Origin of the sequence: Polymorphospora sp. NPDC051019, from assembly GCF_040683055.1 — a bacterium.
Classification (GTDB): domain Bacteria; phylum Actinomycetota; class Actinomycetes; order Mycobacteriales; family Micromonosporaceae; genus Polymorphospora; species Polymorphospora lycopeni.
The window spans coordinates 429,607-444,832 of the sequence record NZ_JBFBCH010000003.1 but is presented as its reverse complement, the minus strand read 5'-3'; the positions used below and the strand labels follow the sequence as shown (position 1 = coordinate 444,832).

General features: G+C 69.9%; 13 protein-coding genes and 1 pseudogene. 5 read left to right on the top strand and 9 right to left on the bottom strand.

Going from position 1 to position 15,226, the window contains the following annotated elements; genetic code table 11:
• Nucleotides 1-173: 173 nt before the first annotated feature.
• A pseudogene (locus tag AB0M79_RS08915) lies at nucleotides 174-1,106 on the bottom strand (cytochrome c oxidase assembly protein); the annotation flags it as partial.
• 127 nt (nucleotides 1,107-1,233) lie between these two features.
• Between AB0M79_RS08915 and AB0M79_RS08910 the strand changes: the two are divergent.
• The 4 genes from AB0M79_RS08910 (at nucleotide 1,234) to AB0M79_RS08895 (ending at nucleotide 5,488) form a co-directional block, all read left to right on the top strand.
• Nucleotides 1,234-1,833: a heme-copper oxidase subunit III gene (locus tag AB0M79_RS08910; RefSeq protein WP_212821133.1), complete on the top strand. Its 600-nt coding sequence runs from the start codon at nucleotides 1,234-1,236 to the stop codon at nucleotides 1,831-1,833.
• 81 nt (nucleotides 1,834-1,914) lie between these two features.
• Nucleotides 1,915-2,772: a cytochrome c gene (locus AB0M79_RS08905; RefSeq protein ID WP_364209785.1), complete on the top strand. Its 858-nt coding sequence runs from the start codon at nucleotides 1,915-1,917 to the stop codon at nucleotides 2,770-2,772.
• Complete coding sequence (locus tag AB0M79_RS08900; protein WP_364209782.1) at nucleotides 2,769-3,872, top strand: Rieske 2Fe-2S domain-containing protein; 1,104 nt, start codon at nucleotides 2,769-2,771, stop codon at nucleotides 3,870-3,872. The genes AB0M79_RS08905 and AB0M79_RS08900 overlap by 4 nt, the downstream gene beginning before the upstream one ends.
• Complete coding sequence (locus AB0M79_RS08895; protein WP_364209779.1) at nucleotides 3,869-5,488, top strand: cytochrome bc complex cytochrome b subunit; 1,620 nt, start codon at nucleotides 3,869-3,871, stop codon at nucleotides 5,486-5,488. The genes AB0M79_RS08900 and AB0M79_RS08895 overlap by 4 nt, the downstream gene beginning before the upstream one ends.
• 110 nt (nucleotides 5,489-5,598) lie before the next feature.
• On the opposite strand, the gene AB0M79_RS08890 is transcribed toward AB0M79_RS08895, so the two are convergent.
• A complete protein-coding gene (locus AB0M79_RS08890) occupies nucleotides 5,599-6,297 on the bottom strand; it encodes a DUF6882 domain-containing protein (protein WP_364209777.1) in 699 nt (232 codons plus the stop codon).
• Nucleotides 6,298-6,441: 144 nt separating this feature from the next.
• Between AB0M79_RS08890 and AB0M79_RS08885 the strand changes: the two genes are divergently transcribed.
• Nucleotides 6,442-6,858, top strand: coding sequence for a CBS domain-containing protein (locus tag AB0M79_RS08885; RefSeq protein ID WP_364209774.1), 417 nt, complete (start codon nucleotides 6,442-6,444; stop codon nucleotides 6,856-6,858).
• Nucleotides 6,859-6,981: 123 nt separating this feature from the next.
• On the opposite strand, the gene AB0M79_RS08880 is transcribed toward AB0M79_RS08885, so the two are convergent.
• The 7 genes from AB0M79_RS08880 to AB0M79_RS08850 all read right to left on the bottom strand — a co-directional run bounded on the left by AB0M79_RS08880 (nucleotide 6,982) and on the right by AB0M79_RS08850 (nucleotide 15,088).
• On the bottom strand, nucleotides 6,982-9,627 hold the full coding sequence (locus AB0M79_RS08880) for a hypothetical protein (RefSeq protein WP_364209771.1): 2,646 nt from the start codon (nucleotides 9,625-9,627) through the stop codon (nucleotides 6,982-6,984).
• Nucleotides 9,624-10,325 (bottom strand): ABC transporter ATP-binding protein, encoded by a 702-nt coding sequence (locus tag AB0M79_RS08875; protein WP_364209768.1) that lies wholly within the window; start codon nucleotides 10,323-10,325, stop codon nucleotides 9,624-9,626. The genes AB0M79_RS08880 and AB0M79_RS08875 overlap by 4 nt, the downstream gene beginning before the upstream one ends.
• 131 nt (nucleotides 10,326-10,456) lie before the next feature.
• Complete coding sequence (locus AB0M79_RS08870) at nucleotides 10,457-10,762, bottom strand: hypothetical protein (RefSeq protein ID WP_364209765.1); 306 nt, start codon at nucleotides 10,760-10,762, stop codon at nucleotides 10,457-10,459.
• Nucleotides 10,763-11,216: 454 nt separating this feature from the next.
• Nucleotides 11,217-12,803, bottom strand: coding sequence for a hypothetical protein (locus AB0M79_RS08865; protein WP_364209762.1), 1,587 nt, complete (start codon nucleotides 12,801-12,803; stop codon nucleotides 11,217-11,219).
• On the bottom strand, nucleotides 12,800-13,678 hold the full coding sequence (locus tag AB0M79_RS08860) for an ATP-binding cassette domain-containing protein (RefSeq protein ID WP_364209759.1): 879 nt from the start codon (nucleotides 13,676-13,678) through the stop codon (nucleotides 12,800-12,802). The genes AB0M79_RS08865 and AB0M79_RS08860 overlap by 4 nt, the downstream gene beginning before the upstream one ends.
• Nucleotides 13,675-14,514, bottom strand: coding sequence for a hypothetical protein (locus tag AB0M79_RS08855; RefSeq protein WP_364209756.1), 840 nt, complete (start codon nucleotides 14,512-14,514; stop codon nucleotides 13,675-13,677). Before AB0M79_RS08855 ends, AB0M79_RS08860 begins: the two co-directional genes overlap by 4 nt.
• A gap of 16 nt (nucleotides 14,515-14,530) precedes the next feature.
• Nucleotides 14,531-15,088, bottom strand: coding sequence for an RNA polymerase sigma factor (locus AB0M79_RS08850; protein WP_364209753.1), 558 nt, complete (start codon nucleotides 15,086-15,088; stop codon nucleotides 14,531-14,533).
• Nucleotides 15,089-15,226 lie beyond the last annotated feature (138 nt).

Sequence of the window (15,226 nt, the reverse complement as noted above, 5' to 3'; positions counted from 1 at the left end):
ACCGGCTCGCGCCCCGCGAGCCCGTCGGCCGGGTCACCGTCCGCCGTCCCCGACGCCGGCCGCGGCACGACCGCCCCACCGTCCGGGTCCGCCGCCCCACCCGCCGGGCGGGCACCGCCGTCCGGGTCCGCCGCCCCGCCGGCCGGGCGGGCGTCGCCGACCGGGCCGGCCGGGCCGGACGCCTGCCGGGCCAGCTCGCGGGCCTCCTGCCGGTCGAGTTCGCGGTCCATCCGGCGGGCCTCCCGCTCGGACTGCCGCATCCACTGCACGACGAGTACGGCGAGCATGGTGACGCTGACGAACTCGCCACCGGCCCACAGGATGCCGCCGGCGATCTTCTGGTCGGTCCACGGGTCGGCCCAGGCGAGCTGGAGCGACGGGTACCAGTCGCCGCCGAACAGCGTGCTGCTCTGCATGATCGTGAGCCCGAGCACGGTGTGGAACGGCACCGACAGCACCATGAGCAGGGCCCGCCCCGGGTAGGGCCAGCGGCCGGGCAGCGGGTCGAGCCCGATCAGCGGCCAGAAGAACAGGCAGCCGGTGAGGATGAAGTGGACGTGGACCACCTCGTGGGCGAACGCGTTCTCCAGGGTGAGCCGGTAGAGGCCGGTGAAGTAGAGCACGAACGGGTTGACGACGAAGAGCCCGAACGCGAAGAGCGGGTGCGCCACGACCCGGGCGAACCGGCTGTGCACGACGGCGAGCAGCCGGCGGCGCGGGGCGGCCCCCAGGGTGCGCAGCGCCAGCGTCACCGGGGCACCGAGGGCGAGGAAGATCGGCGCGATCATGGAAAGCACCATGTGCTGCACCATGTGCACCGAGAGCAGCGTGGTGTCGTACGCGTGCAGGCCGCTGAGCGTCACGGCGGCGATGCCGCCGAGGCCGGGTCCGAGGAACAGCAGGGTACGGGCGACCGGCCAGCGGTCGCCGCGCAGCTTCAGCCGGTGCACGCCGTAGAGGTAGAGCCCGGCGGCCAGGACCAGGCCGAGGGCGAGCCAGTTGTCGAGCCGGGCCTGGGTGAAGAGGGCGGCGACGGTGAACGGCGGCGGCAGGGCCTCGCCCTGCGCCGCGACCGCCAGGAGCTGGGCCGGGGTTACGGTGGTGATCGGATCGACCTGGAGCACGTTGCCGAGGCTAGGCCAGCCGAAGCGGGCGAGGTCAGCCGACCCGTGATTCACCCCAGTTTGGTGACCCCGGCGATCGGCGAACCTGGTCGGGGGCAATAATGACCGCGTGACTGCGGCCCCAGCCATTGACAAGAGCCGGATCCACTCTCTGACGCGCCCGAACATGGTCAGCGTCGGGACGATCGTGTGGCTCTCGAGCGAGCTCATGTTCTTCGCGGCGCTGTTCGCGATGTACTTCTCCATCCGCGCTGCGGACTACAGCATGTGGGAGAAGCACACGCCGGTGCTCAACATCCCGTACGCGACGACCTTCACGGTGATCCTGGTGCTGTCCTCGATCACCTGCCAGATCGGCGTGTTCGCGGCGGAGCGGGGTGACGTGCACGCGTTGCGACGCTGGTTCACGATCACCTTCATCATGGGGTTGATCTTCATTCTCGGACAGCTCAACGAGTACCGCGAGCTGGTGCACCACGGCATCAAGATCAACACCGACGGGTACGGCTCGATGTTCTACCTGACCACCGGCTTCCACGGTCTCCACGTGGCCGGCGGCCTGGTGGCCTTCATCATCTTCATGATCCGCACCACCATGGGCCGGTTCACACCGGCGCAGGCGACCTCGGCGATCGTGGTGTCCTACTACTGGCACTTCGTCGATGTCGTGTGGATCGCCCTTTTCGCCATGATCTACTGGCTTCAGTGATCTTGGCGAACCGCGCTGTCACATTCCGCGCTGCCGCCCCGTCCCTAGGACAAGGTCGAGAAACCGTTAAGGACACAGGCCATGACTTCTGACACCCCCGCCGACCGGCGCGGCGACCGCGAGCGCGGCCTGCTCGCGCGGCTCCGCCGCGGGCGGTCGACACCCCGCAGCCGGGGCCGCCGGCGTGTGGGCGCCGCGTTCCGCCTGCTCGCCGCGCTGTTGCTGGCCGGTGGCGCGTACACCGTCTTCGCGCCCGGCCTGAACGCCGAGGACACCCCCCAGCTCACCAGCGCCGCCGAGGACGGCCGGGCGCTGTTCGACGTGAGCTGCGTGACCTGCCACGGTCGCAACGCGCAGGGTGTCGACGGGCGTGGCCCGAGCCTCATCGGCGTCGGCGCGGCATCGGTGGAGTTCCAGGTCGGCACCGGCCGGATGCCGATGGCCCGGCAGGAGGCCCAGGCGCCGCGCAAGCCCCCGGTCTTCACCGACGAGGAGATCCGCCAGCTCGGCCAGTACATCCAGGAACTCGGCGGCGGGCCGCAGATCCCGGACGGCGACCTGAAGGCCGGCGGTGACGTCGCCAACGGCGGCCACCTCTTCCGGGTCAACTGCTCGTCCTGCCACGCCTTCAGCGGCGGCGGCGGCGCCCTCTCGTCCGGCAAGTACGCCCCGTCGCTGAACGATTCGACCGACCGGCAGATCTACGCCGCGATGCTCACCGGCCCGCAGAACATGCCGGTGTTCGGCGACAACCAGCTCACGCCGGAGCAGAAGGCCGACATCATCGCGTACGTCCAGGAGTCGCTGAAGACCGACGGCGACCCGGGCGGGTTCTTCAACCTCGGACGCTACGGCCCGGTCACCGAGGGCGTGGCGGTCTTCCTTGTCGGCATGGTCGCCCTGATCTTCGCCAGTCTGTGGATTGCGGGGAAGTCGTGAGCACGCACACCGAGACCAAGGCGCACAGCGCCGAACAGGAGCCGATCGACGTACACGATCCGCGCCTGACCAACTGGGACGTCCTGCGCGAGGGTGCCCGGCGGGACGACATCGAGATCGTGCACTACGAGCCGCCGTTCCCGGTGCCCGGCACCAAGGCGGAGCGGCGCCTCGTCCGGGTCGTCGCCGGGTTCTTCCTGATCACCGGCCTGGCCGCGACCGCGTTCCTGGCGGTCTACATCTGGTGGCCGTGGGAGCACGAGGCCGGCAACGGCGCCGACAAGTTCTACACGCCGCTGCTCGGGCTGACCCTGGGCATCGCCCTGCTCGGCATCGGGTTCGGCATCCTGACCTGGGGCAAGAAGCTGATCCCGCACGAGGTCGCGATCCAGGGCCGGCACGACGGCGGCTCGCCGGCGGACGACCGCAAGATCACCGGTAGCACGTTGACGTACATGGTCGACGAGCTGGGCGTGAAGCGTCGGCCGCTGCTCGGCATCTCGCTGCTCGCCGGGCTGGCGCCGGTCGCCGCCGTCGCCGCGGCGCCGCTGGTCGGCGGTCTGATCAAGAACCCGCACACGAACAACCAGATGTTCACCACGGGTTGGGCGCCGGTCGAGGAGGGTGGCACGACCCACCTGATCCGGCTCACCCACTCCGACGGCACCCCGATCCGGCCCGAGGACGTCAGCGTCGGCGGCCAGATCACGGTGTTCCCCGGCATTCCCGGTGGCGCGACCAACAAGCACGCCGACTCCCCCACCCTGCTGATCCACCTGCGGGCCGACGACGCCCAGCTCGCCGCGGAGAACAACGCGCGCGAGGACAAGGCGGACTACATGTGGGGCAACTACATCGCGTACTCGAAGATCTGCACCCACGCCGGTTGCCCGGCCAGCCTGTACGAGCAGCAGACCAACCGCCTGCTGTGCCCGTGCCACCAGTCACAGTTCCTGATCACCGACAACGCCCAGCCGATCTTCGGGCCCGCCAGCCGCAGACTGCCTCAGCTACCGATCTCGGTCGACGAGGAGGGCTTCTTCGTGGCGACGTCCGACTTCAAGGAGACCGTCGGGCCAGACTTCTGGGAGCGGCCGTGAAGCGCCGGAAGAAGATTGACGTAGCCGCGCTGCCCGGCAAGGCCGGAGGCGAGGTCGACGACCGGCTCCAGGTGGCGACCCCACTGCGGGCTCTGCTCAACAAGGTCTTCCCCGACCACTGGTCGTTCCTGCTCGGCGAGATCGCGCTCTTCTCGTTCGTGGTCGTGCTGCTCACCGGCGTGTTCCTGACGTTCTTCTACGACCCGTCGCTGTCGCACGTGGTCTACGACGGCAGTTACGCCCCGCTGCGCGGCCAGTCGATGACCGCGGCCTACGCGACCACGCTGGACATCTCGTTCGACGTGCGCGGTGGCCTGATCATGCGGCAGATGCACCACTGGGGGGCGCTGCTGTTCATGGCGTCGATCGTGGTGCACATGCTGCGGGTGTTCTTCACCGGCGCGTTCCGCAAGCCGCGTGAGCTCAACTGGATCATCGGTAGCCTGCTCTTCTGGGTCGGCTTCCTGGCCGGCTTCACCGGCTACTCGCTGCCCGACGACGGCCTGTCCGGCACCGGTCTGCGGATCGCCTCCGCCATCATGCTGTCGATCCCGGTGGTCGGTTCCTGGCTCACCTCGTCGATCTTCGGCGGGGAGTTCCCGGGCGAGGTCATCATGGGCCGCTTCTTCATCGCCCACGTGCTGCTCATCCCTGGTCTCCTGCTCGCGCTGATCAGCGCCCACCTGGGCCTGGTCTTCAAGCAGAAGCACACCCAGTGGCCGGGGCCGGGCCGGACGAACGACAACGTGGTCGGCGAGCGGATGTTCCCCCGCTACGCGATCAAGCAGGGCGGCTTCTTCATGATCGTCTTCGGCGTGATCGCGCTGTTGGGCGGTCTGTTCCAGATCAACCCGGTCTGGCTCTTCGGCCCGTACGAGGCCGCGGTGGTGTCGGCGGCGAGCCAGCCCGACTGGTACGTCATGTTCCTCGACGGCTCGACCCGACTCATGCCGGGCTGGGAGATCCACATCCCCATCGGCAACGGGTACGTCATCCCACCGCTGTTCTGGCCGACGGTGGCCCTGCCCGGGGTCCTGACCATGCTGCCGATCTTCTATCCGTTCATCGAGGCGCGGCGCAACAAGGACAACCGGCACCACAACCTGCTCCAGCGGCCCCGGGACGTCCCGAACCGGACCGGCCTGGGCGCCATGGCCATCGCGTTCTACCTGGTGCTGACCCTGTCCGGCGGCAACGACGTCATCGCCGACAAGTTCCACATCAGCCTCAACGCGATGACCTGGGCCGGCCGGATCGGTCTGATCCTGCTGCCGCCGATCGCCTACTACATCACGTACCGGATCTGCCTGGGGCTCCAGCAGCACGACCGGGAGGTGCTGGCACACGGCGTGGAGACCGGCATCATCCGCCGGCTGCCGGACGGCCGCTTCGTCGAGGTGCACCAGCCGCTCGGCGGGACGGACGAGCACGGCCACGGCGAACTGGAGTACGCGGGTTGGGTCGTACCGAAGAAGATGAACCGGCTCGGGGCGCTGGGCCCGGCCATCAAGGGCTTCTTCGTGCCGATCGAGAAGCCGGTCGAGGCGCCGGTCTCGCCGGGGCACCCCCCGGTCTCGGCCCGCACCGAGGAGAAGGAGATCAGCGGCAAGCGCTGACCACCGTCACCTGACGAAACGTGGCGCCCACCCTGGAGGTGGGCGCCACGTTCGTTTCCGGGCCGCCACGGCGGCCCTGGGGCGGTTTCCGGGCCGGTGGGGCCGCCTCGTCAGGCGGCGCCGCGCCCCACCATCTCGCCGGACATCCCACCGATCCGGCCGAGACTGTCGAACGTCACCGTCAGCACGCCCTCGGGCAGCCGCAGCCGTACCGTCGAGCCGTCGGCCTTCGTCCGCAGCCGGCGCAGGTGCGCGTACGACAGCAGTGCCCGGCGGTGGTCGCGTACGAGGCCGTTGGTGAGCGCCTCGCCGATGACCCGGACCGTCCGGGGCAGGTTCGGCGCGGGAAGGGCCAACTCCGGCCCGTCGATCAGCAGGTGCACGCGGGTGCCCGGCCCGGCCGCGAACGAGTAGCCGGTCCAGCACCGGGTGACCACCTTCGCCGCCTCGGTGAGCCGGGGGGCGAGGTCCGGGGTGAGCGGGATCTCGGCGTCGGTCAGTTCCCGGATGCCGTGCTGCCGGCCGAACTCGGCCACCCGCAGCGACATGGCGGTGACCTCGGGTGCGAAGCCGGACGGGTTGGCCCACCCCCACAGCCAGGTGCCCAGCCGCTCGGAGGTCGACCCGAGCATGCCGAGCGTGGTGCTCAACGTACCCGCGCCGAGGAGGTCCAGCCGCCGGGCGTTGAGATCGACCTGGAAGCGGTGCTCGCCGAGTTGTTCGGTCAGGTCGATCAGGTGCTCCTGGTGTTCCCAGGAGTAGAAGGCGGCATCGTTGACCAGGTCGTCGAGGGTGAGGGGTTCCGTCATGCGGCGGAATGTACCGCCCGTTGTCGACCTGACTGCGACGGTTCATCCCGATACGGACGGTGCCCGGCTGCCGGCCGTGACGGAGGAATCGGCCCCACCGGGGTGGGTACTCGACGCGGACCGGGAACGACGGAGGTACGGACCATGCGAAGCGCACGAGACATCATGACGCCGGGCGTCACCTGCATCGGGGCGAAGGACGATCTGCAGACCGCCGCCCGCCAGATGATGGAACTGGACGTCGGCTCGCTGCCCATCTGCGGCGAGGACAACCAGCTCAAGGGGATGCTGACCGACCGCGACATCGTGGTGAAGGTCATTGCGGCCGGCCGCGACCCGCGCGGCGTCACCGCCGGCGAACTGGCCGAGGGCAAGCCGGTGACCATCGGTGCGGACGACGACGCCGAGGAGATCCTGGAGACCATGAGCGAATACCAGGTACGCCGGCTGCCGGTCATCGACGGGCACGAGCTGATCGGCATCGTCGCCGTGGCGGACGTCGCCCGGGCGCTGCCCGACCGGCCGGTCGGTGACCTGGTCGAGTCCATCTCGCAGCATTGACCGACCCACCGGTCCGCCGCCGGATGCCGTACCTCGGTACGCGAACCGCACCGGCGGCCGGGTCGCGAAGCGACAGCGGGTCGGCCGGGCGTATGGTCCGGCCGACCCGCGACACCGACGGGTTCAGTACGCGCGTCTGAGCAACGTCTTCACGCCGGCACCGCTGAACCAGCCGGCCAGACCGGCGGCAGCGACGGCGCCGAGCCCGCAGGCGAAGAGTCCGAGCCAGGGCCAGAACGACCATCCGACGTCCATCGCGGCGAGCAGTGCCGGCATGGCGACCACGGCGCCGAGGCTTCCGACGAACACTCCCAGTAATGTGACCTGCCCGGCGTGTGAAGCGCTGAGCAGCGACCGGAAGCGGCGGTTGGCACCGGCCGCGGCCAGCGCCGACAGGTCGGGCCGCATGTCCTGCGTCGCCAGCGACACGGTCACGAACGCAAGGGTCGCTGCGGCCAGGACCAACAGCGCGATGCTCGCCACCGTGGTGCTGCGCAGGACCTTGCCCGCGGTCGGTCCGCGCTCGACCTCGAGGCTGAAGAATCCGGTACCGATGTCCGACGACAGCGAACCCCGCGCCCGGTCCTCCTGCTCCGGGCTGATCGCGCCGGCCGGGGCCGGCACGTAGAAGTACGCCGAGTTCGGCTGCACGACGGCGCCGATACCGTCGAGTGCGTCCTCCGTCACGAGGACCGCCGGAAGATTGCGGTACGTCGTCCGTTCCTGGACCACCAGCGCGGGCAGCCGGACCGAGATGGTGCCGCCCTGCCCCTGGGCCGCGTCCGGCTTCGGCGCGTCCACGGTGACGGTCCCGTCCGGAGCCAACCGCCGGTCGAGGACGAGGACCTTGTGCTGCGCCAGCGCGGCCAACTCGGCCTGCGTCGCGGCCCTATTGAGCAGGACGGACAGGTCGTCGGGCGCGATCACCATCAACGGGGTGCTCTGGGTGGGAAAGCCGGTTTCGGCGACGCACTGCTCCGGTGTCCGCGGTGATCCGTCCGACAGCGAACCGCCGGCCGACATGCACTCGCTGACCGGGTTCCGGGCCTGGAAGTCTCCCCAGAAGGTGAAGTTGCTGCCGTCGTCGGCCAGGTCCTTGGGTGGTGGCGGGCTGGCCAGGCCGAGTCCGACAACCCGGTCGACCTCGAAGGCGTCGGTCATCGCGTTCACGGCCGCGGGCGACGGCATCCTCGTGGTGTAGATGAAGGCCGTCCCATCCGGGCTGTTGGCGATGTACGTGCGGTTCACCTCGGCGGTCAGCCCGCCCATCGCCCCGAGCACCAGTCCGGCCAGCAGCGTCAAGCTGGCGATCACCGTACCCAGGGCGGCGGCCCGGGGTGCGGATCGGGCGGCGGCACGCAGGCCGATCCGGTGCAGCAGCGGCAGCCCTCCGGCCCGCTCCCCCAACGCGGGCAGCAGCCCACGCAGGAGGTAGCCCACGCCACAGACCAGGCTGAGGGCACCAACCAGGACCAGCATCGGCGTGTTGAGGATCGCGCCGCTGGCGAGCAGGAAGATTCCCATCGGCGCCACCCCGGCGATCACCAGGAGGCCACGCCGGCGGCTGCGCCGGACCGGCTCCGGCTGATCGCGCAGGGCCGCCACCACGTCCAGTGCGACCCCCCGGGCCGCCACCAGCGCCGATACGGCCGGAGTGGCGATCCCGAGTACGGCGAGCACGGCCAGCGCGCCCAGATCAGGGCGGACCGGTCCCCAGATCTCGAAGCTGCGGGCAGCGGCCAGGGGCGCGATCAGGAACGCGGCCGCGATCCCGAGGATGATCGCGATGACGACGCCGGCCACCCCGGCCAGCAGCCCCTGGTAGGAGATGACCGCGCGGCGCACCCCGGGCCCGGCTCCGGCCGACGCCAACAGGCCGAGTTCCCGGCGGTTACCGCGCACCACGATGGCGTAGACCGCGCCGAGCACGAGACCGATCTCGGCGACGACCAGGACGGTGATCCCCAGGATCCACGCGTTGACCTGGTCGCCGGGAACCATCGACTCGTTGTCGGAAAGCAGGAACGCCCGCTGACGGTCGCTGACGCTCCACCCCCGCGCGCGCAGTGCCTCGGAATCGAGCCGTACCGGCACGTGCCACGTCAGTACCGTGCTGTTCCGGCCTGGCAGCAGTTCCTGCTGCCCGCCGGCGCTGGCGGCTCCGGGGGTGTTCCGGACGGCGGCCAGCGGAGTGGTGACGACGAACTTGCGCAGCGTGTCGGTGACGATCGCGACGACTCCGGTCACCGTCGCCGGCGCGGCGTCCGGGCCCAGGCCGACCTCGTCGCCGATGCCGACCCCGAGCCGTTCGGCCACGCTCTGCGACAGGGCGACCTCCCGGTCGCCGCGCGGCGTTCGCCCGTCCAGCAGATGGAAGCGCCCCCGGTGGATCGCCGCGTCGAGGTCCACCCCGTACCCGAAAGAGTCCACCTGCCTTCCGTTCGCGGCCGCCGGAAGGTAGCCGTTGACCTCGACGTACGACTCGACCGAGTGCCCCGCCGCCCTCGACAGCTCCGCCGACCCCGTGGCCAGGGCACGCTCGACGCCCTGTTCACGAACGAACGCTCCGTTGTTGACCACGCTCTGCGACTGCCCGATCAGGGCTTCCACACGGGTTTCCGGCGAGAGGATGCTGGTGGCCCGGACCGTGGAGAGGGCCGCGGCCACCGCCAGCGGAACCACCAGGGCGGCCAACAGGATGAACGTGCGGCGGCGGTCGCGCCGCATCCCACGTACCGCCAGCCGCAGCGCGACCCGCCGGGCGCTCACGCGTCGGCCCGGCGCGCGCCGGAGGGCTCGACGAGGTCGCCGTCGAGCAACCCGTCCCGCATGTGCAGGACCCGGTCGGCCTGGGCCGCGACCGAGCCGTCGTGCGTCACCACGACGCAGGTGGCGCCGGCGCGGACCAGCGTCCGCAGCGCATCGAGCACCTGTGCCGCGTTATCGGAATCCAGCGCTCCGGTGGGCTCGTCGGCCAGGATGAGCCGCCGGTCGCCACAGATGGCGCGGGCCAGTGCAACCCGCTGCTGCTGGCCGCCGGAAAGAGTGTCGGGGTATCTGTCCGAGTAGTCGGCCATCCCTACCATCGCCAGAGCGCCAAGCGCCCGGTCGCGCATCTTTCGACGCGGTAAGCCATCCAACTCGGCGGGCAGCATGACATTTTCCAGAACGGTCAGGATCTGTACGAGATTGTAGTCCTGGAAGACGTACCCGATATGCCGCCGACGGTGTCGGTAAAGATCATTCTCGGAGAGTTGGTCGATTCGGACGCCGGCCACGGTGACCGTACCGGAATCCGCCGGCTGGAGACCACCGGCAATTGTCAGCAGGGTCGATTTGCCGCACCCGCTCGGCCCCATCACCGCGGTCATCGTTCCCGGCGTCGTCGCGAGGCTGACCCCACGGACCGCCGCGACCCGCACCTCTCCGGCCCGGTACTGCCTCGTCACGTTTTCCAACACGAGCATTCTCTTGTCCTCTCCTGGCAATCCAGGCCCAGCGAGAGGATAATCGTCCGAGTGGTTGCCGGGCTGCTTCTCTCAGCCCGGCAACCCATCCCGATCTCTCTCGGTCGATCAGCTCCTACATCGGCTGACGACTAGTGCTGGAACCCGGAGGCGTTCACGCCGAACGTGCAGGTCGACGTCTGGAAGTTGTAGTTCGTGAAGCTTCCGTACTGCCACGGCGAGTAGACAGTGGAAGGCGACAACTCGCAGTCGCCCCACAGCCTGACCCCGTGGTCGCCACTGTGGTCACAGCCGTTGGCCCAGGCCCGACCGCCGTTGGAGCCGCTGAAGCCGCTGCTGTCGCAGGAGACACTGCCGGCCTGCGCCGGCAGTGCGGCGAGCGTGAATCCGCCAGCGGCGAGGAGCCCCAACGCCGCGGTGACCAGAATACGTTTCACGAAATACTCCATTCATCAAAGTTGAATCAGCCGGGGCGTGCCACGATCTTTCCGTCACGCCAGAACCGAGGCGAACACACCACGATTCGCCGCTCCACCCGATACGACCGATCGCGAAAGCGGATCTCATCCGGTCGACTAACAGGCGATCCGGCAACGACGCACGGACCCGCAGATGAGGACCTCGATAATTCTTCCCGATCGGGACGGCGGAGCACGCGCGTTCCTCGGAGCAGCCACTGTCACCCCCGTGCAACTGGGCCACGAACTGGTCCAGACTAACGGAGGAAACATCCGATTACAACCGTGAAATGAACGGACGAAATCGTCGTAGATCAATTACATCCCGCTGCCGCACTCCTCTCCGACAACCAACCAAATCGGTAGGCCCGATATCAACCCGGTGCCGGCACCGAGGGTCCTCCCGCTGCGACCACGGCCGGCTCGCCGACTGTCATGCGAGGCACCCGGCATCCGCTGGCGCCGACGGCACCGGAACTCCCAGGATCTCGCCGGCCCGCCCGGTCACGGTGTCGATCCTGCTCAACTCGGCCCAGGATCGCAGGACCGCCGCCGCGACGACCTCGACCGGCCGGTCCAGGAGGGAGACCACGAGCGCGAGTTCCTGGGCCGGCAGGGTGACGCCGGACCCGAAGCTGGGTTCGCCGAGATGGGCGCCTTCGACGTTGCGGGCCTGCATCTCGCGTAGGGCGGTCGCCGCCCCCGGAGACGCCTGGCCGGCCAGCCAACCGACCAGGACTGCCCGGGCACCACAGAGCGTGCCGAACACCCCTGCCCCCTCACGGGCGAGAACCTCGTACGCGACAAGCGCGGCGAGGCCGAGCTCGTACTCCCCCTCCCCCCACCGGGTCCCGACGGTGACCGTGTTCGGAGTTCCCGCCGCGAGGTCACCGGCCCGCCAGGTGGCGGCCCGGAGCTGCTGTTGCCGCGGCGTGACGACGCTGCCGCCGTGCAGATAGCCGTGCGCCCAGACCCGTTGCCGAACGGCCATCGGCCGGCGCGCCTCGGCCGGCGGCACCCGGAGCAATACCGCCCGGAGCACCGCGTCCCATCCATCGACCCAGGCGACGAAGTCGGGGAACACGCAGTACCTGACCTGGTCGACGGCGACACAGGTCTGCTGGCGGGCCGGGTCCCGACTCGCCAGGATCCGATCGGCCACAACCTCGTCCCCCGGGGCGGTGACCTGCCCTACTCCCCCGCCCACCGCCAGCAGCAGACCCACGACGGCCGCCGCGCCGACCCTTCGGCCCCCCGCCCGGAACAGGGCCGCGACGATCACCAGCACCAGCACACCGGCCAGATAACCCAGATGCCAGGCGGCCGGACGGGCGAGCAGATGGGTCGGCAGCGGCATCGGGTCCCGCTGCGCGGCAACGGGCAGGAACCATCCCAGCCAGGGGTTGCCCGGGGCATCGGGAGAACTGTACGCGCCCGTGGCGACGGCGAGACCGAGCAGCGTGAGCGGAGCCACGAACGGCGACCGGAACAGTTGACCGAGGAGAACGCCGAGTGCACCGAGAAGGACGACCACCATCGGCCCGGACATCAACTCGTAGGGGTTCATCCGACCGGCCGCACCCGGAGCCGTGGACATCACGACCGCCCAGATCAGCACCAGCACGGTGGCGAGGCCGCCGAACAGCAGCACGGCCAGCAGGTGGGCACCGACGCGCCAGGGCACCGGCAGGACCAGCACGCCCTGCGCGGCGGTCGTCCCGTGCCGGTGCCCACGCAGCACGGCCAGGTTGCCGACGACCAGGGCAGCGCCACCCAGCAGGACCATGACGGGGTACTGGATCCACCTGTCCTCGTCCTGAAGCACCGGATAGCTGTTCGCGCCCCCGATCAGCAGCGCATACGCGCAGAGGCCGACGAACGACAGGACCGCGACGATCGTGACCGGATGACGTACGGCCAACCGTGCCTCCAGCCGGCCTAGCGCCAGCATGCTGCGCCCGCGTCGCGCGACCAGTTTCTCGGCCACCCGGTCCCGAGACGGCACCGAGTTGCCCGTCATCGTTCCGCCCGACCATTCGACATCTGCTCGACGAGCAGAAGGTAGCCGTCTTCGACGCTCGGCTCGGCAAGTTCCGCGTCGGCCGGCGGATCACCGATGTGCCGGTAACGACCAGTCGCGGTACGCCACGACGCCAACGCGCCAGCGGTCCGGCTGGTGCTCGTCCAGACTCGGCCGGCGGCAACCGCCGCCAACTCCGCCGGTCGTCCCTCGAACCTGACCTGACCACGCTCGAGCACGAGGACGTGCTGGCAGAGCATCAGTACGTCCTCGATCTGGTGGGTCGAGACCAGGACGGCCCTGCCCTCACCCAGTTCGGCGATCAGCTCACGGAACCGCAGCCGCTGCTCCGGGTCGAGGCCCACGGTCGGTTCGTCCAGAATCAGCAGATCCGGATCCCCGACCAGGGCCATCGCCACCGCCACCCGCTGGCGGGTCCCCCCGGACAGCGATTTGATCTTCTTTCCGCGCTGGTCGTCGAGCCCCACGGTGGCCAGGACCCTGCGCACCTCCGCGTGCCGCCGCCGGCGATCGTCGAACTCCTTGAGGATCGCCACGTAGTCGACGAACTCGAACACCGTGAAGTTCGGGTGGAGTCCGGAGTTCTGCGGAAGGTAGCCGACCCGGCGCCGGATGGCGAGCCGACCGGAGGCGGTCCGTGGATCGTGACCCAGCACGGTCAGGTCACCGGAGTCCGGTACGAGCCCGGTGGCCAGCGTCCGTAGCAGCGTGGTCTTGCCCGCGCCATTGGGTCCAAGCAACCCGGTGACCCCGCGACGCAGGCCGAGCGACACCCCCGCCAACGCGGTGACAGGACCATACCGCAGGGTCAGCCCGGAGGCGCTGACCGAGTAACCGCCGACCGAGGTGCTCACCGTCTCCTCCACAGGACCAGGCGCGACGAGCGCCCACCGTCGCGCGGCAGGTCGAACGCCGGCCTGAGCCGTACGAGCATGGTTGCCGCCAGCAGCGCGGCGACGGCGACCATCGACTGGCCGCCTGGGCCGAGGAGGAAGCTCCCGGCTCCCAGGCCGATCACCAGCATCGCCCAGGCCAGGCCGACGACCACCGCCGCGCCGACGGGTCCGAACGCGGGAGTCAGTGCGAGGCTGAGCAGGGTCAGCGCCAACGCAGGCAGAAACCAGCCCAACGCCCGAAGGCCCTCTTCCGGAAGCCCGATACTGGCGATCACGCTCAGCACCGTCGTGGTGGTCAACACCGCGGCGGTACGCAGCAGCAGCAGCCGGAAGGTGTGCAGCGGCGCGACGATGGCGACCTCGTACGTCGGATCGACGCCCCGCCCATACGACGCGGCCACGCCGGCCAGCGGCAACAGCGGAGCGACGGCCAGGAAGACCACGGGCTGCACCAGGTTGGCCAGGGCGATGGTGAGCGCCAGGGTCGAGGCGACCGCGATCAGCCAGGAGATCCGCAGCACCGGGGTCGCGACCAACAGCCGGGCCGTGTGATCGGCCACCCCGCAACGGAGGAGAAGCCGTTCGATCGGCCCGGGAACCGGTGCGTCGAGTTCGGCGTCCAGCCGGGCCCAGCCGAGTTCCAGAATCTCCGGGTCCGTCACCGCCGTCAGCCTGGCGCGACAGTCGGCACATGCCGCGAGGTGCGCCTCGGTCGACCAGAGCATCGGCGGCGTCGACTCCCCGCCGGCGTACCGCCGCAGGTCCCCGTCCGGCACGTGCCATTCGGCACTCATGGCTTCCTCCAGCGGTTCACGCCAACTCCTGGCGCAGTTGCCGGCGGGCTCGCAAGGCCCTCGTCTTCACGGTCCCCGACGGGATCCCGAGCAGTACCGCCGCCTCCGCGGTCGTCAGGCCGTCGAGGACGGTGGCCTGCAGGACGGCCCGCAGTTCGGGCGAAAGCCGGTCGAGCGCTCCGGCGACGTCACCGTGCTCGATGCCGAGCAACACCTGTTCCTCCGCGGAGGGCGCCTCGCGCATCCGATAGCGGGCCAGCAGCCGGCCCAGCCGTTCCCGGCGGCTGTCCCCACGCAACGAGTCGATCAGTCGGCGGGACCCGATCCGCCACAACCAGCCGGCGACGTCGCCGCCCGGCTGCTCGCCGTATCGCGCCTTGCCACGCCAGACGGCAAGGAACGTCTCCTGCACCACGTCATCGACGAGCGACGGGTCCGAACACCGGTAGCGCAGCCGCAGCGCCAACCAGGCGGCGTAACGCTGGTAGAACAGCTCGAACGCCGCCCGGTCGTTGGCGGCGATCAAGCTCAGCAGTTGCGCGTCGCTTGGTGCTGCACCCGACAGTGGTTCCACACCCCTTCATCGCATCGACCGCGACGTTCGGTTCACCCGGCGGGGACAATTCTCCAACAGCCGGTGCGGGCGGGTTTCCAACCGCCGGTACGGGGCGCTCGAACGACAACGGGCCGGCACGGCTCCCGACGAGGGAGC

Bases quoted from the DNA above. Each gene is read 5' to 3' on its own strand.
- AB0M79_RS08905 (WP_364209785.1), top strand. From the start codon at position 1,915: ATGACTTCTGACACCCCCGCCGACCGGCGCGGCGACCGCGAGCGCGGC.
- AB0M79_RS08890 (WP_364209777.1), bottom strand. From the start codon at position 6,297: ATGACGGAACCCCTCACCCTCGACGACCTGGTCAACGATGCCGCCTTC.
- AB0M79_RS08885 (WP_364209774.1), top strand. From the start codon at position 6,442: ATGCGAAGCGCACGAGACATCATGACGCCGGGCGTCACCTGCATCGGG.
- AB0M79_RS08875 (WP_364209768.1), bottom strand. From the start codon at position 10,325: ATGCTCGTGTTGGAAAACGTGACGAGGCAGTACCGGGCCGGAGAGGTG.
- AB0M79_RS08865 (WP_364209762.1), bottom strand. From the start codon at position 12,803: ATGACGGGCAACTCGGTGCCGTCTCGGGACCGGGTGGCCGAGAAACTG.
- AB0M79_RS08855 (WP_364209756.1), bottom strand. From the start codon at position 14,514: ATGAGTGCCGAATGGCACGTGCCGGACGGGGACCTGCGGCGGTACGCC.